General features: G+C 38.3%; 31 protein-coding genes. 27 read left to right on the top strand and 4 right to left on the bottom strand.

Features of this window, described 5'->3' with window-relative positions; genetic code table 11:
• Positions 1-19 precede the first annotated feature (19 nt).
• From upp to HMPREF1514_RS04620, 9 genes are all read left to right on the top strand, one after another.
• Positions 20-649 (top strand): uracil phosphoribosyltransferase, encoded by a 630-nt coding sequence (gene upp, locus HMPREF1514_RS04660; protein WP_003025639.1) that lies wholly within the window; start codon positions 20-22, stop codon positions 647-649.
• A gap of 88 nt (positions 650-737) precedes the next feature.
• The gene (locus HMPREF1514_RS04655; protein WP_225791046.1) at positions 738-1352 is read left to right on the top strand and encodes an ATP-dependent Clp protease proteolytic subunit; all 615 of its coding nucleotides are present in this window, start codon (positions 738-740) and stop codon (positions 1350-1352) included.
• 90 nt (positions 1353-1442) lie between these two features.
• Positions 1443-1712 carry a DUF2129 domain-containing protein gene (locus tag HMPREF1514_RS04650; protein WP_037591113.1) on the top strand — a complete coding sequence of 90 codons (270 nt, stop codon included), beginning with the start codon at positions 1443-1445 and terminating at the stop codon, positions 1710-1712.
• Between the two features lie 82 nt (positions 1713-1794).
• The gene (locus HMPREF1514_RS04645) at positions 1795-2958 is read left to right on the top strand and encodes an ABC transporter substrate-binding protein (protein WP_006269829.1); all 1164 of its coding nucleotides are present in this window, start codon (positions 1795-1797) and stop codon (positions 2956-2958) included.
• A gap of 382 nt (positions 2959-3340) precedes the next feature.
• On the top strand, positions 3341-4210 hold the full coding sequence (locus HMPREF1514_RS04640) for a branched-chain amino acid ABC transporter permease (RefSeq protein ID WP_037597613.1): 870 nt from the start codon (positions 3341-3343) through the stop codon (positions 4208-4210).
• 3 nt (positions 4211-4213) lie between these two features.
• Complete coding sequence (locus HMPREF1514_RS04635; protein WP_003070047.1) at positions 4214-5164, top strand: branched-chain amino acid ABC transporter permease; 951 nt, start codon at positions 4214-4216, stop codon at positions 5162-5164.
• Complete coding sequence (locus HMPREF1514_RS04630) at positions 5164-5928, top strand: ABC transporter ATP-binding protein (RefSeq protein WP_003070045.1); 765 nt, start codon at positions 5164-5166, stop codon at positions 5926-5928. The genes HMPREF1514_RS04635 and HMPREF1514_RS04630 overlap by 1 nt, the downstream gene beginning before the upstream one ends.
• On the top strand, positions 5928-6638 hold the full coding sequence (locus HMPREF1514_RS04625) for an ABC transporter ATP-binding protein (protein WP_003070044.1): 711 nt from the start codon (positions 5928-5930) through the stop codon (positions 6636-6638). The genes HMPREF1514_RS04630 and HMPREF1514_RS04625 overlap by 1 nt, the downstream gene beginning before the upstream one ends.
• A 147-nt stretch (positions 6639-6785) precedes the next feature.
• A complete protein-coding gene (locus HMPREF1514_RS04620) occupies positions 6786-7442 on the top strand; it encodes a CBS domain-containing protein (RefSeq protein WP_003070042.1) in 657 nt (218 codons plus the stop codon).
• 56 nt (positions 7443-7498) lie between these two features.
• Here HMPREF1514_RS04620 and HMPREF1514_RS04615 read toward each other — a convergent pair whose 3' ends face one another.
• The gene (locus tag HMPREF1514_RS04615; protein WP_003070041.1) at positions 7499-8362 is read right to left on the bottom strand and encodes a YitT family protein; all 864 of its coding nucleotides are present in this window, start codon (positions 8360-8362) and stop codon (positions 7499-7501) included.
• A 152-nt stretch (positions 8363-8514) separates the two neighbouring features.
• Between HMPREF1514_RS04615 and tmk the strand changes: the two genes are divergently transcribed.
• From tmk to nth, 7 genes are all read left to right on the top strand, one after another.
• Positions 8515-9153 (top strand): dTMP kinase, encoded by a 639-nt coding sequence (gene tmk, locus HMPREF1514_RS04610; RefSeq protein WP_037597610.1) that lies wholly within the window; start codon positions 8515-8517, stop codon positions 9151-9153.
• On the top strand, positions 9150-10043 hold the full coding sequence (locus HMPREF1514_RS04605; protein WP_037597608.1) for a DNA polymerase III subunit delta': 894 nt from the start codon (positions 9150-9152) through the stop codon (positions 10041-10043). Before tmk ends, HMPREF1514_RS04605 begins: the two co-directional genes overlap by 4 nt.
• 34 nt (positions 10044-10077) lie before the next feature.
• Positions 10078-10395 (top strand): DNA replication initiation control protein YabA, encoded by a 318-nt coding sequence (gene yabA / locus HMPREF1514_RS04600; RefSeq protein ID WP_003025601.1) that lies wholly within the window; start codon positions 10078-10080, stop codon positions 10393-10395.
• A gap of 2 nt (positions 10396-10397) precedes the next feature.
• Entirely contained in the window at positions 10398-11261 is an 864-nt protein-coding gene (gene rsmI / locus HMPREF1514_RS04595; protein ID WP_037597606.1) for a 16S rRNA (cytidine(1402)-2'-O)-methyltransferase, read from the top strand.
• 11 nt (positions 11262-11272) lie between these two features.
• The gene (locus HMPREF1514_RS04590; protein ID WP_006269848.1) at positions 11273-11782 is read left to right on the top strand and encodes a methylated-DNA--[protein]-cysteine S-methyltransferase; all 510 of its coding nucleotides are present in this window, start codon (positions 11273-11275) and stop codon (positions 11780-11782) included.
• A gap of 17 nt (positions 11783-11799) precedes the next feature.
• Positions 11800-12153 (top strand): arsenate reductase family protein, encoded by a 354-nt coding sequence (locus HMPREF1514_RS04585; RefSeq protein ID WP_003034329.1) that lies wholly within the window; start codon positions 11800-11802, stop codon positions 12151-12153.
• 135 nt (positions 12154-12288) lie between these two features.
• Positions 12289-12912, top strand: a complete 624-nt coding sequence (nth, locus tag HMPREF1514_RS04580; protein WP_037597604.1) for an endonuclease III — start codon at positions 12289-12291, stop codon at positions 12910-12912.
• Positions 12913-12937: 25 nt separating this feature from the next.
• Here the strand turns inward: nth and HMPREF1514_RS04575 are convergent, their stop codons facing one another.
• Positions 12938-13765, bottom strand: coding sequence for an exodeoxyribonuclease III (locus HMPREF1514_RS04575; protein ID WP_024052028.1), 828 nt, complete (start codon positions 13763-13765; stop codon positions 12938-12940).
• A 115-nt stretch (positions 13766-13880) separates the two neighbouring features.
• Between HMPREF1514_RS04575 and HMPREF1514_RS04570 the strand changes: the two genes are divergently transcribed.
• The 6 genes from HMPREF1514_RS04570 (at position 13881) to HMPREF1514_RS04540 (ending at position 17614) form a co-directional block, all read left to right on the top strand.
• On the top strand, positions 13881-14114 hold the full coding sequence (locus HMPREF1514_RS04570; protein WP_020997663.1) for a hypothetical protein: 234 nt from the start codon (positions 13881-13883) through the stop codon (positions 14112-14114).
• 369 nt (positions 14115-14483) lie between these two features.
• On the top strand, positions 14484-15383 hold the full coding sequence (locus HMPREF1514_RS04560; RefSeq protein WP_037597595.1) for a CPBP family intramembrane glutamic endopeptidase: 900 nt from the start codon (positions 14484-14486) through the stop codon (positions 15381-15383).
• Positions 15370-15648, top strand: coding sequence for an autorepressor SdpR family transcription factor (locus HMPREF1514_RS04555; protein ID WP_037597592.1), 279 nt, complete (start codon positions 15370-15372; stop codon positions 15646-15648). Before HMPREF1514_RS04560 ends, HMPREF1514_RS04555 begins: the two co-directional genes overlap by 14 nt.
• Positions 15638-16273, top strand: a complete 636-nt coding sequence (locus HMPREF1514_RS04550) for an SdpI family protein (RefSeq protein WP_037597589.1) — start codon at positions 15638-15640, stop codon at positions 16271-16273. Before HMPREF1514_RS04555 ends, HMPREF1514_RS04550 begins: the two co-directional genes overlap by 11 nt.
• A 256-nt stretch (positions 16274-16529) precedes the next feature.
• Positions 16530-16985, top strand: coding sequence for a DUF3290 family protein (locus HMPREF1514_RS04545; RefSeq protein ID WP_037597588.1), 456 nt, complete (start codon positions 16530-16532; stop codon positions 16983-16985).
• Entirely contained in the window at positions 16982-17614 is a 633-nt protein-coding gene (locus HMPREF1514_RS04540) for a DUF421 domain-containing protein (RefSeq protein ID WP_003025578.1), read from the top strand. The genes HMPREF1514_RS04545 and HMPREF1514_RS04540 overlap by 4 nt, the downstream gene beginning before the upstream one ends.
• 363 nt (positions 17615-17977) lie before the next feature.
• Here the strand turns inward: HMPREF1514_RS04540 and HMPREF1514_RS04535 are convergent, their stop codons facing one another.
• Positions 17978-18238, bottom strand: coding sequence for a SemiSWEET family transporter (locus tag HMPREF1514_RS04535; protein WP_006267469.1), 261 nt, complete (start codon positions 18236-18238; stop codon positions 17978-17980).
• Between the two features lie 246 nt (positions 18239-18484).
• On the opposite strand from HMPREF1514_RS04535, the gene metG reads away from it, so the two are divergent.
• Positions 18485-20482, top strand: coding sequence for a methionine--tRNA ligase (gene metG / locus HMPREF1514_RS04530; protein WP_037597585.1), 1998 nt, complete (start codon positions 18485-18487; stop codon positions 20480-20482).
• A gap of 89 nt (positions 20483-20571) precedes the next feature.
• Here metG and HMPREF1514_RS04525 read toward each other — a convergent pair whose 3' ends face one another.
• A complete protein-coding gene (locus tag HMPREF1514_RS04525) occupies positions 20572-21753 on the bottom strand; it encodes a DUF2974 domain-containing protein (protein ID WP_037597584.1) in 1182 nt (393 codons plus the stop codon).
• A 91-nt stretch (positions 21754-21844) separates the two neighbouring features.
• Between HMPREF1514_RS04525 and HMPREF1514_RS04520 the strand changes: the two genes are divergently transcribed.
• The 4 genes from HMPREF1514_RS04520 (at position 21845) to HMPREF1514_RS09760 (ending at position 24612) form a co-directional block, all read left to right on the top strand.
• Positions 21845-22531, top strand: a complete 687-nt coding sequence (locus tag HMPREF1514_RS04520; protein ID WP_037597582.1) for a response regulator transcription factor — start codon at positions 21845-21847, stop codon at positions 22529-22531.
• The gene (locus HMPREF1514_RS04515) at positions 22515-23495 is read left to right on the top strand and encodes a sensor histidine kinase (RefSeq protein WP_006269847.1); all 981 of its coding nucleotides are present in this window, start codon (positions 22515-22517) and stop codon (positions 23493-23495) included. Before HMPREF1514_RS04520 ends, HMPREF1514_RS04515 begins: the two co-directional genes overlap by 17 nt.
• A 123-nt stretch (positions 23496-23618) precedes the next feature.
• Complete coding sequence (locus tag HMPREF1514_RS04510; protein WP_037597580.1) at positions 23619-24377, top strand: TraX family protein; 759 nt, start codon at positions 23619-23621, stop codon at positions 24375-24377.
• A gap of 106 nt (positions 24378-24483) precedes the next feature.
• Positions 24484-24612 (top strand): hypothetical protein, encoded by a 129-nt coding sequence (locus HMPREF1514_RS09760; RefSeq protein ID WP_006269833.1) that lies wholly within the window; start codon positions 24484-24486, stop codon positions 24610-24612.
• The last annotated feature ends 64 nt before the right edge of the window (positions 24613-24676 follow it).

Genomic DNA, 24676 nt, shown 5'->3' with positions numbered 1-24676 from the left:
GAAAGAAGGAACACCAATCATGGAAAAATTTCAAGTGATCGCACATCCGCTCATTCAGCATAAATTGTCTATCTTACGCCGTACAGATACATCTACCAAGGCTTTTCGTGAGTTAGTAAATGAAATTGCTATGCTAATGGGTTATGAAGTTTTACGTGACTTACCATTAGAAGATGTGGAAATTGAAACACCCATTACAAAGACAGTTCAAAAACAACTAGCTGGTAAAAAATTAGCTATTGTCCCAATCTTACGTGCAGGTATTGGTATGGTAGATGGTCTTTTGAGTCTTGTACCAGCTGCTAAAGTCGGACATATTGGAATGTATCGTGATGAAGAAACTTTGAAACCAGTTGAATACCTTGTGAAATTACCGGAAGATATTAGCCAACGTCAAATTTTCGTAGTGGATCCGATGTTAGCAACAGGTGGCTCAGCTATTTTAGCTATTGATTCACTGAAAAAACGTGGAGCACACAATATTAAATTTGTCTGTCTTGTTTCGGCTCCAGAAGGCGTGAAAGCTTTACAAGAAGCTCACCCAGACGTGGAAATCTTTACGGCAGCCCTTGATGATCACTTGAATGAAAATGGCTACATTGTTCCAGGATTGGGAGATGCAGGAGATCGTCTTTTTGGTACAAAATAATAAGTTTTATGTTTGACCTTTTTTGACCAAAAGGCTATAATAGTCTCATATTTGAAAAATCTTACTAAGAATTGTTGGTCAGATTAAAATATCAGATGAAAAGGAGAATACAATGATTCCTGTAGTTATTGAACAAACAAGCCGTGGGGAACGCTCGTACGATATTTACTCACGTCTTTTAAAAGATCGCATTATTATGCTCACTGGAGCAGTTGAAGACAACATGGCCAATTCCATTATTGCCCAATTGCTTTTCCTAGACGCTCAAGATAGTACAAAGGATATTTATCTTTATATCAATACACCAGGAGGTTCTGTATCGGCGGGTCTAGCGATTGTTGATACAATGAACTTCATCAAATCAGATGTTCAAACAATTGTCATGGGAATGGCTGCGTCCATGGGAACCATCATCGCTTCAAGTGGTGCTAAAGGCAAACGCTTTATGTTGCCAAATGCAGAGTACATGATTCACCAACCAATGGGTGGAACTGGTGGCGGTACGCAACAAACCGATATGGCGATTGCTGCTGAACATTTGCTGAAAACTCGAAACAATTTGGAAAAAATTCTTGCAGATAACTCTGGTAAGACCGTTAAGCAAGTTCATAAAGATGCTGAACGTGACTACTGGATGAGTGCTCAAGAAACGCTAGATTATGGTTTCATTGATGAAATCATGGCAAATAACAACTTGAACTAATGCTCTCTTTGCTATTATCTGAAAAAAATGTCCTCTGATGGGCATTTTTTTGATATACTTATAAATGAAAAAATGTTAGAAAGAAAACTCATGTTTAAAAAAGAAGAACGAACAGGTATCATTGTCTATTTATATTATAATCGTGACATAAAAAGAATTGCGTCCATTGGTGATATTATCTATCATTCTAAAAAGCATCGTTATCTCCAGTTGTATGTAGATACTGCGCAAGTAGATGGTATTGTTGAGAAACTATCTAAGGAAAAATATGTCAAACAAGTACGGGTTTGTCATATTCAAGAATTGGATACAGACTTCGTTGGAAGTTTGTTTAGAGAGAAGGAAAACGTAAACATGTAAAAAAATTCTGTTGACTACTTGACAATTGTCAGATAATTCGGTATATTCTTAACATATTATTTTGAAACAAGGAGTTAAGAATATGAAAAAGAGAATTGCGCTATCATTTGTTGCTCTTGCAAGCGTTGCTCTTCTTGCCGCTTGTGGGGAAGTGAAGTCAGGTGGATCTAATGCAACAGGTACAAAAGTTGCTGATAAGACTATTAAAATTGGATTCAACTTTGAAGAGACAGGCGCAACAGCTGCTTATGGTACAGCCGAGCAAAAAGGCGCTCAGCTTGCAGTTGAAGAAATCAATAAAGCAGGTGGTATTGACGGAAAAAAACTAGAAGTAGTGGACAAAGATAATAAATCTGAAACAGCAGAAGCAGCTTCTGTCACGACCAACTTAGTAACCCAATCGAAAGTCAATGCAGTTGTAGGACCTGCGACTTCTGGTGCAACGGCAGCAGCTGTTTCTAATGCAACAAAAGCAGGTGTACCATTGATTTCACCTAGTGCTACTCAAGATGGCTTGACAAAAAATCAAGAGTATTTATTCATTGGGACTTTTCAAGACAGTTTCCAAGGGAAGATTATTTCTAAGTATGTTACAGAAACGTTAAAAGCGAAAAAAGTTGTGCTTTATACGGATAATTCAAGTGATTATGCTAAAGGTGTTGCAAAAGCTTTCCGCAATGCGTATAAAGGCAAGATTGTTGCAGATGAAAAATTTGTCGCTGGTGATACGGACTTCCAAGCAGCTTTGACCAAGATGAAAGGGAAAGATTTTGATGCAATTGTCATCCCTGGTTACTATACTGAAGCTGGTAAAATTGTCAATCAAGCGCGTGGTATGGGAATTGATAAACCAATCGTTGGTGGTGACGGCTTTAATGGTGAGGAATTTGTCCAACAAGCAACTCCAGCCAAAGCCTCAAATATCTACTACATCTCAGGTTTTTCTTCGACAGTTGATGTCTCAGCGAAAGCTAAGAAATTCCTAGAAGCTTACAAGGCTAAATACAACAATGAAGAACCTTCAACATTTGCAGCACTAGCATACGACTCTGTTTATCTTGTTGCCAATGCTGCCAAGGGTGCGAAAACATCTGTTGACATCAAAGATAATCTTGCCAAGACAAAGAATTTTGAAGGTGTAACAGGTGATACCAGCTTTGACAAGAATCATAACACTGTTAAAACAGCCTTTATGATGACCATGAATAATGGGAAAGTCACAGCAGCTGAAACAGTTAAGCCATAATCTTTCATAAAGAACTGCTTAAAATATATTTTATAGTGTATAGAAGAGTAACTATTTATGGTGGACATCGTAGATAGTTACTTCTCTTTATGTGGATTAAAAGAAATAGTTAGGATAGATATCTTAGTGTTAAGAATGTAGCTCATTATGATTTGTAAGATAGACTAACTGCTAGATCGGTCTTAAATTGTTTAACATCAATCAGCTATAAGGTGAGAAAAAGGAACTGACGACTTCTTTTGCTCAAACTTGGAATAGAGGGTGAGGAGAACTAATTTCTTTGAAACCGCGACTTACTCACTCTTTTTTGCGATAGGATAAGAAAGATGTGAATCACCACATCATCCTTTGATCGATATTATATTTAGAAAGTGTGGTGGCCATGCTCCAACAACTTGTTAATGGTCTAATTTTAGGGAGCGTCTATGCTTTGCTTGCTCTCGGCTATACCATGGTTTATGGAATTATCAAACTCATCAATTTCGCTCATGGAGATATTTACATGATGGGTGCTTTTATGGGGTATTTCTTGATAAATTCCCTTCATCTTAATTTTTTCCTTGCCTTAATCTTGGCAATGATTGGGACAGCGACTTTAGGCGTACTAGTCGAATTTTTAGCTTATCGCCCGTTGAGAAATTCGACTCGAATTGCAGCTTTGATTACTGCAATTGGTGTTTCGTTTTTCTTGGAGTACGTGATGGTGTATTTTGTAGGAGCCAATACTCGTTCGTTCCCCCAAGTGATTGAAACGGTTCGTTATAGTTTTGGACCGATTAGTCTCACCAATATCCAATTAATGATTTTGGCTGTTTCCCTAATTTTAATGGTGTTGTTACAAGTCATCGTTCAAAAAACAAAAATGGGGAAAGCCATGCGGGCAGTTTCGGTCGATAGCGATGCAGCGCAGTTAATGGGAATTAATGTCAATCGGACGATTAGTTTCACTTTTGCTTTGGGTTCTGCTTTGGCAGGAGCGGCAGGTGTGCTCATTGCGCTTTATTATAATTCCCTTGAACCATTGATGGGAATGACTCCAGGGTTGAAATCGTTTGTTGCTGCAGTTCTTGGTGGGATTGGCATTATCCCCGGAGCAGCATTAGGAGGCTTTGTCATTGGTTTGTTAGAAACCTTTGCAACAGCTTTTGGTATGTCAGATTTCCGTGATGCGATTGTGTATGGTATTTTAATCTTAATTTTACTCGTTCGTCCTGCAGGGATTCTTGGTAAGAATGTGAAAGAGAAGGTGTAAGCTATGAAGAAGAATTTAAAAATAAATATTTTATGGTTTGTTCTCCTTCTTGCTGGGTATGGGTTGATTACCTTGCTTGCTAGTGCAGGAGTTTTGAATGATTTTTATCTACAAATCTTACAACAAATTGGTATTAACATCATTTTGGCAGTAGGTTTAAATTTGATTGTTGGCTTTTCAGGTCAATTTTCTCTGGGACATGCTGGATTTATGGCAATTGGCGCCTATGCAGCTGCGATTATTGGCTCGAAATCAGCTACTTATCCGGCCTTTTTTGCAGCTATGGTATTAGGAGCGTTGATTGCAGGAACAGTAGCTTTGATTGTCGGGATTCCTACTCTTCGCTTGAAAGGTGATTATTTAGCGATTGCAACGCTTGGGGTCTCTGAAATCATTCGCATTTTAATCATTAACGGTGGTGATTTGACCAATGGAGCTGCGGGTATCTTGGGTATTCCTGCCTTTACCAATTGGCAAATGGTATATTTCTTTGTAGTTATTACAACTATTTTGACCATCAATTTTTTGCGGAGTCCAATTGGACGAGCAACCTTATCAGTTCGTGAAGATGAAATCGCGGCAGAATCTGTAGGGGTCAACACTACTAAAATTAAAGTGGTTGCGTTTGTCTTCGGAGCTATAACAGCTAGTATTGCAGGCTCACTTCAGGCTGGATTTATTGGTTCAGTTGTGCCGAAAGATTATACCTTCATCAATAGTATCAATGTCTTGATTATCGTGGTCTTTGGTGGTCTTGGTTCTATGACAGGTACTATTGTTGCAGCAATTCTCTTAGGTATCTTAAACATGGTGCTACAAAATGTGGCAAGTATTCGTATGATTATTTACTCTCTTGCTTTGATTTTAGTGATGATTTTCCGACCAGGTGGACTTCTTGGTACTTGGGAATTGAACTTCTCACGCTTTTTTAAAAATGATAAGGAGGTCAACTAATGGCGCTTCTTGATGTAAAAAATCTAACAAAAAATTTCGGCGGGCTGACCGCTGTTGGTGATGTAACCTTGGAGCTGAATGATGGGGAATTAGTCGGTCTCATTGGCCCAAACGGTGCAGGAAAAACAACGTTGTTCAACTTGTTAACGGGTGTTTATGAACCAAGTGAGGGAAGCGTGACCTTGGATGGCCATTTGATCAATGGCAAGGCTCCTTATAAGATTGCTTCGTTAGGGCTTAGTCGCACATTCCAAAATATTCGATTATTTAAGGATTTGACAGTGCTAGATAATGTCCTGATTGCTTTTGGAAATCATCACAAAGCACATGTCTTTGCTAGCTTTTTTCGTTTGCCAGCTTTCTATAAAAATGAGGCAGCATTGCGTGAGAAAGCTCTCAAATTACTGAAAATTTTTGACTTAGACGGAGAAGCAGAGACTCTTGCTAAAAATTTAGCTTACGGACAGCAGCGGCGGTTGGAAATTGTGCGTGCTCTAGCAACAGAACCCAAAATTCTCTTTTTAGATGAGCCTGCTGCGGGAATGAATCCGCAGGAAACAGCAGAATTGACAGAGTTAATCCGTCGTATTAAAAATGAATTTCAAATCACAATTATGTTGATTGAGCACGATATGAGCCTCGTCATGGAAGTAACTGAGCGAATCTATGTATTAGAATATGGTCGGTTGATTGCACATGGGACTCCTGATGAGATTAAAAATGATAAACGTGTTATCGAAGCTTATCTGGGAGGTGGAGCCTAATGTCTATGCTAAAAGTTGAGAATCTTTCTGTCCATTATGGCATGATTCAGGCAGTCCGAGATGTCAGTTTTGAAGTCAATGAAGGAGAAGTTGTTTCTCTTATTGGTGCAAATGGTGCTGGAAAAACGACGATTCTTCGGACAATTTCAGGACTGGTTCGTCCAAGTTCAGGAAAAATTGAGTTTTTAGGAAATGAAATTCAGAAAGTTCCTGCTCAGAAAATTGTGGCGGCAGGACTGTCTCAGGTACCGGAAGGACGCCATGTATTCTCAGGTTTGACCGTTATGGAAAATCTGGAAATGGGTGCCTTTCTGAAAACAAATCGTGATGAAAATCAAGCAAATCTAAAGAAAGTTTTTTCACGTTTTCCGCGTTTGGAAGAGCGTAAGAATCAAGATGCTGCAACTCTTTCTGGAGGTGAGCAGCAGATGCTTGCCATGGGACGGGCTCTCATGTCTACTCCTAAACTCTTGCTTTTAGATGAGCCCTCAATGGGATTGGCTCCTCTTTTCATCCAAGAAATTTTTGATATTATTCAAGATATTCAAAAGCAAGGCACAACTGTCTTATTGATTGAGCAAAATGCTAATAAAGCGCTCTCGATTGCTGACCGTGGCTACGTTTTAGAAACAGGAAACATTGTTTTGTCTGGCACAGGAAAAGAATTGCTCGCTTCTGATGAAGTTCGCAAAGCTTATCTTGGTGGGTGAAACGAGGACAAAAAGAAGTGGTTTTCTGCTTCTTTTTTATTCACTAATTTATTATTGGAAAGCGGAACAATGACTTTGAAAGCGTTTGAAATAAGCTGAAAAATACAGTATAATAGAACTAAAAATTAGAGATAAAGGAGAATTTCCATGGCTGTTAAAGATTTTATGACACGAAAAGTGGTATACATTAGTCCAGATACGACAGTAGCACATGCGGCAGATATCATGCGGGCGCAGGAACTTCATCGACTTCCCGTTATTGAAAATGACCAATTGGTCGGTTTGGTGACTGAAGGAACGATTGCAGAAGCAAGTCCTTCAAAAGCAACAAGTTTGTCTATTTATGAGATGAATTATTTGTTAAACAAGACCAAAATCAAAGATGTCATGATTCGTGATGTGGTGACAGTGTCGCAATTCGCTAGCTTGGAAGATGCAACTTATTTAATGTTAAAAAATAAGATTGGGATTTTACCGGTTGTGGATAACCAACAAGTTTATGGTGTTATTACAGATCGTGATGTTTTTAGAGCCTTTCTGGAAATTGCTGGCTATGGAGAAGAAGGCATTCGTGTCCGCTTCATTACAGAAGATGAAGTCGGTGTGTTGGAAAAAATTGTGCATTTAATTGTTGAAGAAAATCTTAATATCTCTAATGCTGTCAATATTCCACGAAAAGATGGGAAAGTTGTTATTGAAGTGCAAATCGATGGCGATATTGATTTGCTAGCTTTGAAAGCAAAATTTGAAGATAAAGACATTCAGGTTGAGGATATAACCCGTACTTCAGCAAAAGCTTTATAGCAAAATAAAAACGCATGGAATCAGTAAAAACTGGTAGCATGCGTTTTTTATAGTTATTATCTTTGAAGTGGTTGTTTATTAGCATCTAGAGTAAAGCCTTCACCCAGGATTTCATGAGCATCTGTAATCGTAATAAAGGCACGTGGATCAACACTATGAATCACATTTTTCATCGTTTGCATTTCGTTCCGTCCAACGACACAGTAAATGAGTTTTAAGTTGTTTTCACTATAGTAACCTTGTCCATTGATGAAAGTAACCCCGCGGCCGAGATCTTCATCGATTTTCTTTGCTAACTCTTCTGGATGATTTGTGATCACCATAAATCCTTTACCAGCATAACCGCCTTCACTAATCAAGTCAATCACTCGTGAAGCGATAAAGACAAAAATCAAGGTATAAGTCACTAGGCGAACATCTTTAAAAACAAGTACAGTGAAAATAAGGACGCAGAAGTCTACAGTAAACATCAATTTTCCCATGGAGATGTTCGTATACTTGTTAGCGATTCTAGCAATGATGTCCGTACCACCAGTGGTGCCACCAGCATTGAAAACAATTCCCAGTCCAACGCCAGCAATAACCCCTGTTAGGAGCGCTACAATTACGAGATCGCCTTCAAGGTTAATCACGAAAGGAATTTTCTCAAAGATAGTCAGCCAACCAGAGACTGCAAAGGTTCCTAAGATGCTAGAGTATAATAGCCGTGAGCCAAAGACTTTCCAGGCAATGATGAAAAGAGGAATGTTGATGATGAGATTCATCAGTGAAACAGGAATTTTAAGTAGATAGTATGTGATGAGAGTCACCCCAGTCGCGCCCCCTTCATACAAATGATTTGGAATAATCAGATAATTGATGGCGAAAGCAAAAATTCCAGCTCCTAGAATAATCGTCAGATAGTTTTTAAACTTAGACATGATAACCTCCTAATAGTTTCTGCACACTCTATTGTATCAAATCTTGAAAGCTTATGTACAATTTTGAAACTAATTTTTAAAGTTTTTTTGTCGGTGATTTTTCTTTCTTTTTTTGATAAAATAGAGAATAGAAAAATTAGAAATGAGTTACTATGTCAAAAGGAATGTTCATCTCTTTAGAGGGACCAGATGGTGCAGGGAAATCAAGTGTTTTAGAAGCTTTGATTCCTATTTTAGAAACAAAAGGGCAGGCGTTTATCACAACGCGAGAACCTGGTGGGGTAGAGGTTGCTGAAAAAATCCGTGATATTATTTTAGATCCTAAGCATACAGAAATCGATGAAAAAACAGAATTGCTCCTTTATATTGCCAGCCGCAGGCAGCATTTGGTTGAGCGCATCGTACCAGCCTTGAACCGCGGTGAGCTTGTGTTAGTAGACCGTTTTATTGATAGTTCTGTTGCTTATCAAGGATTTGGTCGCGGGCTCAAGGTAGCAGACATTGACTGGCTAAATAATTTTGCGACAGACGGTTTGAAGCCAGATTTGACTCTTTATTTTGATATTGAAGCAGAAGAAGGCTTAGCCCGCATTGCTAAAAGTAAGGATAGGGGAGCAGATCGTTTAGATCAAGAAAGTGTGGAATGGCATAAACGAGTCCGTGAAGGATATTTATCTATTCTTGAAAAAGAGCCAAATCGTATGAAAAGGATTGACGCCAGTCAGCCACTTGAAAAAGTAATTTCCGATACGGTAGCAGTGCTAGCAGAGCATGTTGAGAGTCTAAGATGAAAATAGAAGAATTAGCTCAGTTACAGCCAGTCTTGTTTGAGCGTTTTGAACAAATTTTACAGCAGAATCGTCTGAATCATGCTTATCTGTTTACAGGAGCTTTCGGCAGTTTTGAGATGGCTAAATGTTTAGCTCAGAGTTTATTTTGCACTAATAAAAATGGTGTCTTGCCTTGTGGAGAATGCCGAAATTGTCGTTTGATTGAGGAAGAGGATTTTTCAGATATGACGGTTGTTCGACCAATCAATAATATTATAAAGACAGAGCGAGTCAGAGAATTGGTACGCAATTTTTCGCAGTCAGGATTTGAGAGCAACAAGCAAGTTTTTATCATTTGTGACGCAGAAAAAATGCATGTCAATGCGGCTAATTCACTGTTAAAGGTCATCGAAGAGCCGCAAAGTGAAGTGTATATTTTTTTACTGACGGCAGACGAAAACCTTATTTTGCCGACCATTAAAAGTCGAGCGCAGCAATTTTATTTTCCGAAAAATAAAGCATATTTGTTTAAGAAATTAGAACAAGCTGGAGTGATGAAGACGCAAGCAGAATTGTTGACGGTTTACAGTCAGACGGAAGAAGAAGCTATGCGTTTGGCAGCTAGTTCATCATTTTTTGAACTAGTTAATGAATGTGAATGTTTTGTATCTTTTTGCTTGAATCAAAAAGCAATCGCCTATTTGCAGGTTGCGAAGTTAGCTAGTCTGGCTGATGATAAGGAAAAGCAAGGACAGGCTTTGAAGGTGCTGGAAATTTTATTTGCTAAAGAGATGGAAACAGAGTGTGGACGCTATTACTTAGACGGTATATTTACAGCGAGGAAAATGTGGCAAGCAAATGTTAGTTTTCAAAATGCACTCGAATATATGGTGTTACAAGAAAGAATCTGATGTGCTGTATTAGCATAGGAAAATGGTAGTGAGGATGAATAAAAAAGAATTATTTGATGCGCTGGATGAATTTTCTCAAAATCTGCTTGTGACTTTGGCAGAAGTAGAGGCAATTAAGAAAAATCTGAAAGGCGTAGTAGAAGAAAACGTAGCGCTTCGTTTGGAAAATGATAAATTACGAGAGCGATTGGGCCAAGTGGAGCATACAACAACACCAAAAACAAAAAGAAATCGCGATAATCTGCGTAAATTATACGAAGACGGTTTTCATGTCTGTACGGATTTTTATGGCCAACGCCGTGAAAATGATGCAGAATGCATGTTTTGTGACGAGTTGCTGTTTAGGGAGTAGGCATGCAGATTCAAAAAAGTTTTAAAGATCAGTCGCCTTATGGAAAGCTCTATCTAGTGGCAACTCCGATTGGGAACATGGAAGATATGAGTATCCGCATGGTGAATACTTTGACAGAAGTCAATTTCATTGCAGCAGAAGATACCAGAAATACTGGTCTTTTACTTAAACATTTTAGTATTGCGACGAAGCAGATTAGCTTTCACGAGCATAATGCCAAAGAAAAAATTCCTGATTTGATTCGTTTGCTGAAAAGCGGGCAGGATATTGCTCAGGTTTCGGATGCAGGTTTGCCTAGTATTTCTGATCCAGGGCATGATTTAGTCAAGGCTGCTATTGCTGAGGGAATCGCAGTAGTAACTGTGCCTGGACCGAGTGCGGGAATTTCAGCGTTGATAGCAAGCGGTCTAGCTCCGCAACCTCATGTTTTTTATGGATTTTTGCCACGCAAGGCTGGACAACAGAAAGAATTTTTTGAAAGTAAGAAATCTTATCCTGAAACTCAGATTTTTTATGAATCTCCTCATCGGGTCAAAGCTACTTTAGAAAATATGCTCAGTATCTATGGGGATCGTTCTGTAGTACTAGTACGGGAATTAACTAAGATTTATGAGGAATACCAGCGCGGCTTGATTTCGGAAGTGATTGGCTTTATTACGGAAAATCCACTAAAAGGCGAATGTTTGTTAATCGTAGAAGGTTTTAAGGAAGAAGAGGTTGAACAGTCAGAAGCGGATTTGTTGGTAGAGATTGAACAGTTAGTAGCAGCGGGGACAAAGAAAAATCAGGCTATCAAACAAGTGGCAAAAAAATACGGATTGAATAAAAGTTCGCTTTATGCACGGTACCATGAACAAGCGAAATAGTGAGAAAAATCATGATTTTTTACAAACAAATGTATCTCTCTCCTTTAGGAGAAATGTCTCTTGTTGCTAATGAATCAGGTCTTGTTGGAGTTTGGTTTTTACAGCAGAAATATTTTGAACATGGTTTAGAAGAAGGAAACCTGCTTCTGGAAAAAAATGACGTTTTGAAAGAAACGGAACTTTTGCTAGAACACTATTTTAGCGGAGATTGTCCAGATTTTTCGAGTCTTCCTTTAGCTTCTGTTGGGACAAATTTTCAACAACAAGTTTGGGCTTATCTGCAAACTATTCCTTACGGAGAAACAGTTACTTATGGTCAGATAGCAAAGAAGTTAGGTAATCGTTCTGCGCAGGCTGTTGGCGGTGCTGTAGGTAGAAATCCTTTTTCTATCATCGTTCCTTGTCATCGGGTGCTAGGCAGTCAAGGACAACTAACTGGCTATGCTGGGGGGCTGGACAAGAAACGGTGGCTTTTGGAGCATGAGGGCGTTGAGCTTAACGAGAAAGCTTTAGATAAATGATAAATGGAGGAGAAAATATGTTACGATTTATTGAATATCCAAAATGTTCGACCTGTCGCAAAGCTAAAACTGAATTAAACCAATTGGGTTTGGACTTTGAAGCAGTAGATATTGTCAAAGAAACACCGAGTAAAGAGGAGATTCTAACTTGGATTGAAAATTCTGATTTGAGCCTTAAATCTTTCTTCAACACTAGTGGACTTAAATACCGTGAGTTAGGTTTGAAAGACAAACTATCAGGATTGTCAATTGAGGAAGCCGCAGATCTTCTAGCAGCAGATGGCATGCTCATCAAGCGTCCAATCTTAGAAAAAGATGGAAAAATCCTGCAAATAGGCTACCGTACAGAGTATGCGACATTAGATTTATAGAATAAAAAGGAAGTGAGATGACGAAATGGATTTCTTTGAAACCATGACGGTTGTCCCACTTTTTTAAGCTCTACATTTTGGTATCATTGGCGTTCATGTTATAATATTTTTAATAAACAAAGGGAAAGGGGAAAAATGGTTTTATCAAAAAAACGTGCACGAAAGGTGATTGAGGAGATAATTGCCCTATTTCCAGATGCCAAGCCCAGCCTAAATTTTAGAAATCATTTTGAACTGCTGGTAGCGGTCATATTGTCAGCTCAAACAACAGATGCAGCGGTTAATACGGTTACACCAACCCTTTTTAAAGCTTATCCGACTCCATTAGAAATGGCTGGGGCGTCAGAAAGCGAAATTGCTAGCTATATCGCTCGTCTGGGACTGTATCGTAATAAAGCTAAATTTTTGAAAAAGTGTGCTCAGCAATTGCTCGCTAATTTTGATGGGCAGGTACCTCATGCACGTGAAGAATTAGAAAGTCTGGCGGGTGTGGGACGCAAAACAGCAAATGTGGTTATGAGTGTTGGATTTGGTATTCCTGCTTTTGCAGTGGATACCCATGTGGAGCGAATCTGCAAACACCATGATATTGTCAAAAAGTCAGCTACCCCGCTAGACGTTGAACAACGAGTGATGGAAGTTTTACCAAAAAGTGAATGGTTGCCTGCGCATCAGGCTATGATTTGCTTTGGACGCGAAATTTGCCATCCTAGAAATCCTAAATGCGATCAATATCCGCAGTTGTACCATTTTGATTGAAAAAAAAGAGGGGAAACCTCTTTTTTTATAACTCAATTTCCAATACAATTGGTGTGTGGTCTTGCCTTGTACCTGAGTCAATCATTTCTGACTTGGTTACTTTATCTGCAATTCGATTGCTGGTCAGCCAGTAATCAATTCTCCAGCCACTGTTATTGATTTTGCTGGTCTTGCTGCGTTGTGCCCACCAGCTATAAACATTTGGAATATCGCCGTGAATGTAACGGAAAGTATCAGTAAAACCACGATTTAACAGATTGGTAAATCCGGATCGTTCTTCATCTGTAAATCCAGGTGAGCGACGGTTGCTAGAAGGATGAGCGAGGTCAATCTCATTGTGAGCTACATTGTAGTCCCCTGTCGCAAGGACAGGTTTTTCTATGTCTAAAGCTGTTAGATAGTCAGCATATTTTTTGTCCCAGATTTGTCGTTCTTCTAAACGTTTTAAACCATCACCTGCATTGGGAGTGTAGACTTGTGTGACAAAGAATTTTTCAAACTCAAGGGTAATAATACGCCCTTCGGCATCCATAGTAGAAGGTGCACCGATTTCTGGGAAGGTTATTTTTGGAGATAGATTCTCTTTGTATAAAAACATAGTTCCAGCATAACCTTTACGTGCAGGTTCTATAGAAGAGCGCCATGTAGTTTCATAATGTGGGAATAATTCATCCAAAACTTTTAGATGTTTTTTAGTTGGTCCGTTAGCAGATAATTTAGTTTCCTGAATGGCGATAATATCAGCGTCTAATCCTACTAAAGTCTGTAAAACAGCTTGTGACAATTGCGCGCGTGCGGAGTCGCTGGTCAAAGCTGCGTTGAGAGAGTCAATATTCCAAGAAATGAGTTTCATATAGATACCTTTTCTAGATTCATTTTTTTCTATTGTATCAAAAAATGACTGACTCGGCGAGTTTGAGGTTGTAAAAAGGAGAGTAAAGTGTATAATACTGGTGAAAGGAGATATAATGGGAGGACTATTGTTACATATTGTTTTATTCATATTCTTTATTTGGTACCTTATTAGGTTACTTCGTTTGAAGGGAAAGCAATCTTCTACTGAACCATTTTGGATACCTAAAGAAATCGGTGTGGGAATTGGGATCAATCCAAGGAACACAGCTGGTTTTTGGGTAAGTCTGGCTGTGACACTTTCTATTCTTACTGTTCTTCTTGTTTTGATAGTATCTTTGATTTTGTAAAAGAGATTTGGGAAAATGTTTTTATAATAATATTGTTTGTAAAACGCAGTTTAGTGTGGTTTACTCAAAAAATGTGGCAGGTGCTAAATAGATCTTTCGTAGAAAGCAATAACAAAGTTTTAATCAAGTTTATTGACGCTGATCTCGTTAGCTGTATTTGTAGCCTTCAACAGTTCCTCGGACTACTGGAGCTAATCATTGCTGCTGCGGAGCGGAATGACAAAATCCAACTCTTTAAGTTATTGATTTTGTCCTGCCCTCTTTCTTTTTTAAAACTATTTAGAAAAAAATCTAAATAGGTCTTGTGTTTTTTAAAAGAAAGAGTATAATTCTATTTAGAAGATTATCTAAATAGAAAGTGTAACTTAAATGTCGAAGAAAACGGATATGCTTACTTTTATTTTTTTATCTTATAGCTTAGCTTGGTTGATTTGGATTGGGCTATGGTTAGCTGATGTCAAGCTTGGCGAGCCTATCGCTCAGGCTGGAACTATTCTTGCCATGTGGATGCCAGCTTTTGCTTTTTTTATCTTAAAGAAAATGAGATCAGCAAACATGAAATTACAGGCTCAATTTTCAACAAATCTCAAAGGATGTTGGCGCTATTATTTATTAGCGCTTTGGCTGCCTGCGGTATTGAGTTTTTTAGGAGCAGGACTGTATTACATCGTCTTTAGCAAACAGTTTAGTCTTGGTTTTGAGACGTTGCGAGAAATGCTGGGAAGAACAGGTAGTCCTCAAATAAATCTTCCCATACAGGTCGTTATTTTTGCACAACTATTTTCAGCTTTGACGTATGCGCCTTTTCTTAATAGTCTGTTTGCTATTGGTGAGGAAATTGGGTGGCGTGGTTATCTTTATCCAGCACTACGCAAGCGTTTTTCAATAGTTCAAGCGCACTTATTAGTTGGACTTATCTGGAGTATTTGGCATCTGCCAATTAATTTGCAGGGATATAATTATGGACTAACTTATTTTGCATATCCTTGGCTGGGAGTGATTGCAATGTTTGTTTTTTGTTTTAGTTTAGGCATTTTATTAAGTTGGGTGATGGAAAAGACGAATTCTATCTGGGCTCCAGCACTCTTGCACGGTGCTGTTAATGCCATTGTTGGCGTGGGTCTTTTATTTCAATTGCCAACAGAAAAAGCATTAGCCTTGCGTATTCTAGGTCCGACACCCACAGGACTTCTGGCAGTTTTACCTTTCTTGTGTTTAGCGCTAGCCATTTTACAAAAAGAAAAGAGGGAAACTCATGAGTTTCGCTAATACCTTTAAGGCCTTATCTCATCCTGTGAGAAGAGCGATTTTAGATTTGCTAAAAATGGGCAGTCTGTCCGCTGGGGAAATAGCAGACCAGTTTGAATTGACGGGAGCTACCATTTCGCACCATCTTAATATTTTAAAAAAAGCAGATTTGATTTTGGAGACGCGCCAGAAAAATTATATCTATTATGAACTCAATACTTCAGTCTTGGAAGACATTGTAGTTTGGTTAGCTGAATTGAAAGGAGATAAGATTAATGAAGATTGATAAAAAACTATTGATACTAACGAGTGCTAGTATTTTGGTGCCTATGTTGATAGGCTGCCTTTTCTGGCAACAGTTGCCCCAAACAGTCGCAACGCATTTTGATTTTTCGAATCAAGTAAATGGATTCAGTAGTCGAGGGTTTACAGTTTTTGGTATTCCTAGTTTTCTGCTGCTTCTACATTGGTTTTGTTTATTTGTGACTAGCAAGGATCCTAAATCTAAGAATATTAGCTTGAAAATGTGGCATCTGGTTTATTGGATTATTCCTTTGACATCTTGTTTAGTCATGACAGTTATTTACGCGCAAGCCTTGGGTTATGCAGTTAATCATGCTCTGATGAATGGTATGTTTTTAGGAGTTCTATTTATTGCTATTGGGAATTACATGCCAAAAACTCGTCGCAATTATACGGTTGGTATACGTTTGCCATGGACTTTGGATAATGATGATAATTGGATAAAGACACATCGTCTGGCTGGTAAAATTTGGGTGATTGGTGGTATTATCATTTTCTTTAATGGTTTCGTTCAGATTGCAGTTACGTTCGTGCTTGTTTTTATTCTAATCATTATGATTGTAGTGCCAATGATTTATTCTTACCGGTTATCTAAAAGGATACACTGATTCATTGCTAGATTGGATTTGAAAAGAAAGACCCTTATTTCAGATGTTTATGATGCGACTTGTACGACACAGTTGCTGTTTAGCTTGAAACTTTTTTAGTCTAATTATCGTTGTGGGAGTGGGACGACAAAATTGAACTCTTTGAGTTACTAATTTTTGTCTCGCTCCTATTATCTTGTTAAAATACGATTTCTAGAAATATTGAAAAATATTGAAAAATTTTCTATAATAGACCGAAAAAATAGAGGGAGATAAAATGAAATTTTATTCTTATGATTATGTTTTGAGTCAAATCGACCAGCAAAACTGGGGGACGATTGGACTTTCTATTTTGTTGTTACTTGTGACAGGTTTTTTTGCTTTTAAGGCTTATCGAAATAAGCGCGATTCGAAATTTCGTGAATTGGCGATTATCTCCATTTTGTCTTTGATTGCTATCGTTCTGATTGGGATTAGCACTTTTCAGACGAATCAAGCCTCTAATAACCAGTTCCAAACCTCTCTTCATTTTATTGAAGTTATTTCAAAAGATTTGGGAGTAGATAAGTCAGAGGTTTATGTCAACACTTCAGCTGCGACGGATGGAGCAATTTTAAAAGTTGGAAAAGATTTTTATCGAGCTATGAGTGGCAGTGAGCCAGATAAGTATTTACTGGAAAAAATTAAATTGCATAAGACAACAGATATCAAATTAGTGGAGGTTAAAAAATGACATTGAATTTTCTTGAAATCTTGATTAAATTAGCGTTGGGGCTGTTTTCACTCGTGTTTGTTATCAATGTGACAGGAAAAGGAAATCTGGCACCTAATTCCGCGATCGACCAGATTCAAAATTATGTTCTAGGTGGTATTATTGGTGGGGTGATTTACAATAGTTCTATTAACATTCTCCAGTATGCGATCATCCTCATTATGTGGACGATCTTAGTTTTGACTCTAAAATGGCTCAATAACAATATTCGGGCAGTCAAGCATTTGATTGATGGTAAACCGACTACCCTGATTCAGCACGGGAAGTTGAGCCCTGAAGCTTGCCGCTCCGTTGGCCTTTCAGCGGCTGATGTGGCTCTGAAGTTGCGTAGTCAAGGAATTTTTCAACTAAAGCAGGTCAAGCGAGCAGTCATGGAACAAAACGGTCAGCTTATTGTCGTACAAGCAGGTGAGGAAAATCCGAAATACCCCATTATCACAGATGGTGTCATCCAGATTGATATTTTAGAGTCTATTGACAAAACAGAAGAATGGTTAATCGAGAGGCTCGCTAAGGAAGGCTATACTGATATTTCTAATATCTTCATCGCAGAATATGAAAGCGGAAACCTGAGTGTCGTGACGTATTAAAACGATTTTCCTTTTTGAATAGATAAAAGCGAAAAATAGAAAAGGAGATCTTGCTAGGAATCTTGCAGAGAAATCAGGATAAAGGTGCTGCGAAGCTTATGTGAGATAAAAAGGTGAAAAATGAAGCTGCTGTTGAAAATATAGTTTAAAAACAGATAGCATTAAATATAGTAAAGGAATACTAAAAAATCTTTTTCTAAAAAGGTACAAATATAAAAAAATAGAGCTCTATCTGACTAGTCCATTTAGATAGAGCTTTTGTTTTTGAGTAAATCAGAGTTTTTGTTTGTAATTCTATTATTGTAAGAACTGTCAACAAAAATCCTTACTGTCAGATAGGACAGTAAGACAATTCAATCAGGGTTAAAACATTGCTGTTAGTACAGTAATAAGTCCAAATACAATACCTGGAGCATTTGCAGCAGCAAGTGGTAAATCGCGTTCTTTTTTAAACAAACCATAATAAACCCAAAGGCTACAGTTGATTGCAGCTACCAAAGGTTGGATAAAGTTTCCCTTATGTCCAGCTAAATTATCCATAATTTGTGGGATATAAGATACATACATCATAACAGACATGAATGTCGCCACCCAACCTATCATTTTCATTCGTTTTTCGCTCATTTCCATAACTCCTCATAAAACGTGGTGTAGAGAACGAAAACTCATTTATAACATACTAAATTCATATAAAACAAGCCTCATTCAATATTATTATTTTATACTAAGCATAAGATTTAAGCAAGAATAATATACTAATGATTATGAGCATAACGTGAGTCAACTCTATTTTTCATTTAAAAAGCTGTGTAATATGTTATAATAAAGTGTTATCAAAAAAGGTTTCATTCGCCTTGAAAGGATTAAAAAATGACTGAAAAACAACCATTTTATATTACGACACCGATTTATTACCCATCTGGCAAGCTCCATATAGGGAGTGCTTATACGACTGTTGCTTGTGATGTCCTCGCTCGTTACAAGCGTCTCATGGGGTATGATGTTTTTTATTTGACAGGGCTTGATGAGCACGGTCAAAAGATTCAACAAAAAGCAGAAGAAGCGGGCATAACTCCTCAGAAATATGTGGATGGAATGGCAGAAGAAGTAAAAGAACTCTGGGAATTGTTGGATATCTCTTATGATCAATTTATCCGCACAACTGATGACTACCATGAAAAAGTTGTGGCAGATGTCTTTGAACGTCTCTTGGCTCAGGATGATATTTACTTAGGTGAATATTCAGGCTGGTACTCTGTTTCTGATGAAGAATTTTTCACTGAAAGTCAGTTAGAAGAAGTTTTCCGTGATGAAACTGGCAAGGTTATCGGAGGAATTGCCCCATCAGGTCACGAAGTTGAATGGGTGTCAGAAGAATCTTACTTCTTGCGTTTGGGTAAGTACGCTGACCGTTTGGTAGAATTTTTCCATGCACATCCTGATTTTATCCAGCCAGATGGTCGTATGAATGAAATCATCAAGAACTTTATTGAGCCCGGTTTGGAAGATTTAGCAGTTTCGCGTACCTCCTTTACGTGGGGCGTTAAAGTACCTTCAAATCCTAAGCACGTGGTTTACGTATGGATTGATGCCCTTCTCAACTATGCAACAGCTCTTGGTTACGGTCAAGATGACCATGCCAACTTTGATAAGTTCTGGAATGGTACAGTCTTCCACATGGTTGGGAAAGACATTCTGCGCTTCCACTCCATTTATTGGCCAATTATGCTCATGATGTTAGACTTGAAATTACCAGAGCGCCTGATTGCCCACGGTTGGTTTGTTATGAAGGACGGCAAGATGTCTAAGTCTAAAGGAAATGTCGTTTACCCAGAAATGCTGGTAGAGCGCTACGGACTTGATCCGCTTCGCTATTATCTCATGCGTAGTCTTCCAGTCGGTTCTGATGGCACTTTTACGCCAGAAGATTATGTTGGTCGTATCAACTATGAACTTGCCAATGACCTTGGTAATCTCCTCAACCGTACCGTTGCCATGATTAACAAGTATTTTGGTGGTGAGATTCCTGCTTATGTGGAAAATGTGACGGACTTCGATGCTGATTTGGCAGCAGTAGTTGCTGATAATTTGGCACAATACCACAAACAAATGAATGCTGTGGATTATCCACGCGCCCTTGAAGCGGTTTGGAATATTATTTCTCGTACCAATAAATACATTGATGAGACAGCTCCGTGGGTATTGGCTAAGGATGAAGCTAAACGTGATGACTTAGCAGCGGTTATGGCGCATTTGGCAGCCAGCCTACGCGTGGTGGCTCACCTCATTCAGCCATTTATGATGACCACATCAAATGCCATCATGGAACAGCTTGGTTTGGAGGCAGATTTTGACCTAGAAAATCTAAATTTAGCAGGACTGCCAACGGGTATTAAAGTAGTTGCCAAAGGGACACCAATCTTCCCACGTCTTGATATGGACGAAGAAATTGCCTATATCAAAGAGCAGATGGAAAGTGGCAAGCCAGCTATTAAGAAGGAATGGAAGCCAGAAGAAATAGAACTCACACTCAACCGTAAAGAAATCAAATTTGACGACTTTGATAAGCTGGAAATTCGTGTCGCAGAAGTCAAAGAAGTTTCTAAAGTGGAAGGGAGTGATAAATTACTCCAATTTCGCTTGGACGCCGGAGACACAGAAGATCGTCAAATCCTCTCTGGGATTGCTAAATACTATCCAAACGAACAAGAGTTAGTCGGTAAGAAAGTACAAATCGTAGCCAACCTTAAGCCACGCAAAATGATGGGGCGTATCAGTCAAGGCATGATTCTCTCAGCCGAATATGGCGATCAGTTGACACTTCTGAGTGTTGACCCAAGCGTGCCAAATGGGAGTTTGATTGGGTGATTTAGAAAGAATAATATTAGAATAAAAAATGAATGACGGTCTTACAAATGTGACTAGTCATTCATTTTTTGATTAAATTAGTTAAAGTACTATTCATCTTTATTTAAAAATGAAAACCTCTCCGCCAGACTAGCCCAATTCCCTCGCATATCGGTCATAAAAGTGGCTGGATTGGGTGTTTTAAAATCATCAATCCAAGTTTGGTAACGGATTGAAATGAGGAGTCGAGTTAAGCGGTTCAGCATTTCTTTTTCTTGGTCTGTTAGGGCTTGGGCATTTTGGACAATAGTCAGTAATTTCTTGATACTGTTGGGCTGGAAAAATTCATCAATAGATGTAATTTGAGCGTCTAAAATGAGACCGAAAAAGACATCAAAGAAATCTTTTAGATCGTCATCTGGAACAGCATCCACCCATTCTTTTAGAGTTTTGTCTGTCTGAATGCTGTCTGGATTGAGCGTGTTAAGTAAAACAAAGTGCTTATTTTCAATCTGCCAAGAGAAAGTGTCATGTTGAGCAATTCCACCAATGGCTACGCTTTTAACAATGTGAGCTTGTTTAGGCGTTTCCAGCATCATTCCGACGATAGAGCCCTGCGGAATGTAGCGTTTGATTTTTGAAGCAATGCTTTGATATCCCTCTGTTTCAATAATCGTATGGTTTAATCCTGGAGCATCAAAACTGTAGATTTGCTTGATTCTATCTTGCAAAGCAGGCTCTACTTGGCTGCTAGCATAAGTCGCTAGATTACCACCTTTGGAATGTCCGGTCAAGATAAAGGTGGCTTTTGGAAATGCCTTCATAACCTTTTGAACGTAGTGCACAGCAGTTTGCTGGGCAGGGACATGTTCCATATAAGTCATATGGAAATCTTCTTTCCAGCCGATAATGGAATCATCTGTTCCGCGAAAAGCAATGACATAGGTGTCTAAGTTAATTTTATAAACCATAGCGGCAAATTGCTTTTGCATCTCAAGATCAATATCGTTTACATAACCAAAGAGTTTGAGGTTTTTATAACGCTTCACTATAGCAGCCTGCGTCAAAAGCTTTAAGCGATGTTTGGTATTCATCAGGGAGTTTACTTCAGACATATATTGTGGTACATCAATTAAACGGCTCGCTTTTTGTAGTTCAAGACTGTCCGTGACGATTGTATCGTAGTTTAAGTAAGTAATTTCGGTTAGGAGCAAAAAATCCAGCTCTGTAAAGGGCTGATCATAGATGTTATCGTATTGTATGTCTTCTAAATAGTTAAAAATATTTCCCATAGTCATTCTCTTTCGTAGATTTACTGTTAGTATAGCATATTTCATCAAGTCTTTGTTATAATAGAAAAAGAAAACAGAAGAGAGGGATAGCATGCACAAGATATTATTAGTGGAAGACGATGCCGTCATTCGTCAACAAGTCAAAAAAATGCTGGAACAATGGGGATTTGAGGTGATTGCTGTAGAGGATTTTATGCAGGTGTTGACGATTTTTGTTAAGGAAGAACCGCATCTAGTCCTGATGGATATTGGTCTACCGTTATTTAATGGTTATCATTGGTGCCAAGAAATTCGCAAGATTTCTAAAGTGCCTATTATGTTTTTATCTTCACGTGATCAGGCGATGGATATTGTCATGGCGATTAACATGGGCGGAGATGATTTTGTGACGAAGCCATTTGATAATAATGTCTTGTTGGCTAAGGTTCAAGGACTCTTGCGTCGTTCGTATGAATTTGGGACAGATCAAAGTTTGTTGGAATACCATGGGGTTATTCTCAATCTCAAGTCCATGGATATGATGTATGATGGAGAAGTGATTACGTTAACGAAAAATGAATTTCAAATTCTGCGTGTGCTATTTGAGCATTCTGGCAGTATTGTTTCGCGTGATGATCTCATGAAAGAACTTTGGAACAGTGATTTCTTTATTGATGACAATACCTTATCAGTCAATATCGCCCGCCTGCGCAAGAAATTAGAAGATGCTAGACTGAAAAATTTTATTGAAACCAAGAAAGGAATTGGGTACGGATTGACGAATGAATTCTCAAAATAAATGGTTGTTTTTCAGATATTATCTGCGTTCGCGTCAATTTTCTTTTATTATTCTGCTGATATTTTATGTGATATTATTTGCTTTTAGTTTACTGTATGATGATGCGCAGGCTGTATTGTACTATGTCATGTTGATGCTGTGTTTGCTTAGCATGATTGGTCTTGTGTTTGATATTGTTAAGCACTATCAAAACTTTCGACGAGCTGCTTTATATGGCGAGGGACAAGCAGATACACCTTTAGAAGCTCTGCTATTTTCCAAAATAGAAAAATTAGAGGATGAAAAAAAGGAGCTGAAAGCGCAGGAGCGAGTTAGGCAGAATGATTTGCTGGATTATTATACACTTTGGGTGCATCAGATAAAAACACCGATTGCTGCTAGTAAGCTTTTGGTGCAGGATTTGGGTGAGCAAACACTGAAAAAGCAGCTGGAACAAGAAATTTTTAAAATCGATTCTTATACCAATCTGGTGTTGCAATATTTGCGCTTGGAGAGTTTTCATGATGATTTGAGTGTCCAGAAAGAAAACATAGAGGAAATGGTCAAGGAAGTTGTCAAAAAATATGCCATTTTCTTTATTCAGCAAGGTTTAAGTTTGGACTTGCATGATTTGAAACAAACGATTATTACGGACAAAAAATGGTTTGTGGTGATTTTGGAGCAAATTCTCTCAAATAGTCTGAAATATACCAGTCAAGGTGGCATTGAGATTTATTTTAAAGATGATACGCTTTATCTGAAAGATACAGGTCTGGGCATTCAAAACAGTGATATTTTGCGTGTGTTTGAGCGTGGCTTCTCTGGTTATAACGGTCGTTTAACCCAGCAATCATCTGGTTTAGGACTTTACCTGTCTAAGAAGATTGCGGACGAGTTAGGACATGAACTGCACTTGCAGTCGGTTGTAGGTGAAGGGACAACTGTCATGGTTACGTTTAAAGAGCAGAAACTGCTGTTTGAATGAGCTGACAATCTTACAAAAGTGTAAGAAAAAACGATACAAATGAAAGGTTATGTTATGGTGGCAACCTTTCTTTTTTTTGTATCATAGAGTTAGAAAATAAGTTCATATTTAGGAGAAACTAAAATGAAAACAAAAGGTTTAAATGCTTTTCAGCTAAAATTGTTAATGGCTTTTCTCATGATCTTTGATCATCTGGATAAAATACCAGGTTTGTTATCGGGGGAATGGGCTGGTATTTTTCATGCTTTGACACGCTGTGTTGCAGCTTGGTTTGCTTTTGCAGCAGTGGAAGGTTTTATTTATACTCGCAGCCGTTTGCTTTACAATTTCCGTCTCTTTTCTTGGGCTGCTATTATGTTTATAGGAAATACAGTTATCAATTTTCTTTTCCAGGCAAAAAGCGTTCAGCTCAACAATAATATTTTCTTAACCTTGGCATGTGGCGTGCTTGTGCTCAATCTTTTTTTCGGCATTTCCAAGAGTAATCATACTTATCGAATGAAAGAAAATCCTATTCGTTTTCTTCTGGGGATTCTTGTTTTGCTGGCAGCTAGTTTCATAACGGAAGGTGGCCTGCCCTTGATTCCATTTATGCTGATTACGTATATCTGTCGAGAAAAGAAAAACTTACGAAATCTGCTGTATGGTATTTTAGCGCTTGCCCTATTTTGTATGAGCATTCAGATTTATCCGACATGGGTTACAACCCTCTCAATGATGCTTTATAATTCGGATTGGCTCTTTATTACAGTGCTGCCATTCATTTCGCTCTATAATGGTGAGCGCGGTCCTGTGACTAAGTGGAGTAAATATTTCTTTTATGTATTTTACCCTGCTCATCTCTGGTTGATTGCTCTGATTGCTTATCTAGTGCAAAAATGAATCTTACAAAAATGTAAGATAAAAGCAATAAATGAAAGATTAAGTTATGGATGAACACCACAAGATATCTTACAATAAACTTGTCAGAAAGAAGAAGGAGCAGAAGATGAGACGATTGAAAAAACAATTCAAAAGCAAAACTTCACAAGGTCAACCTAGTTTGAAAGAAATTGAACGAGCAGAATTTGGCTATGCAGTTCGTCAATCTGTTCAAACTCTCTACTTAGGATTTTAAAATAGATAGGAGAAAAACGATGACATTATTAGATGTTCAACATGTTAAAAAGATTTATAAAACG

The organism is Streptococcus sp. AS20, assembly GCF_000524255.1.
Taxonomy (GTDB): Bacteria; Bacillota; Bacilli; order Lactobacillales; family Streptococcaceae; genus Streptococcus; species Streptococcus constellatus.
The sequence above is the reverse complement of the archived record's forward strand: the minus strand, read 5'-3'. Positions and strand labels throughout refer to the sequence as shown.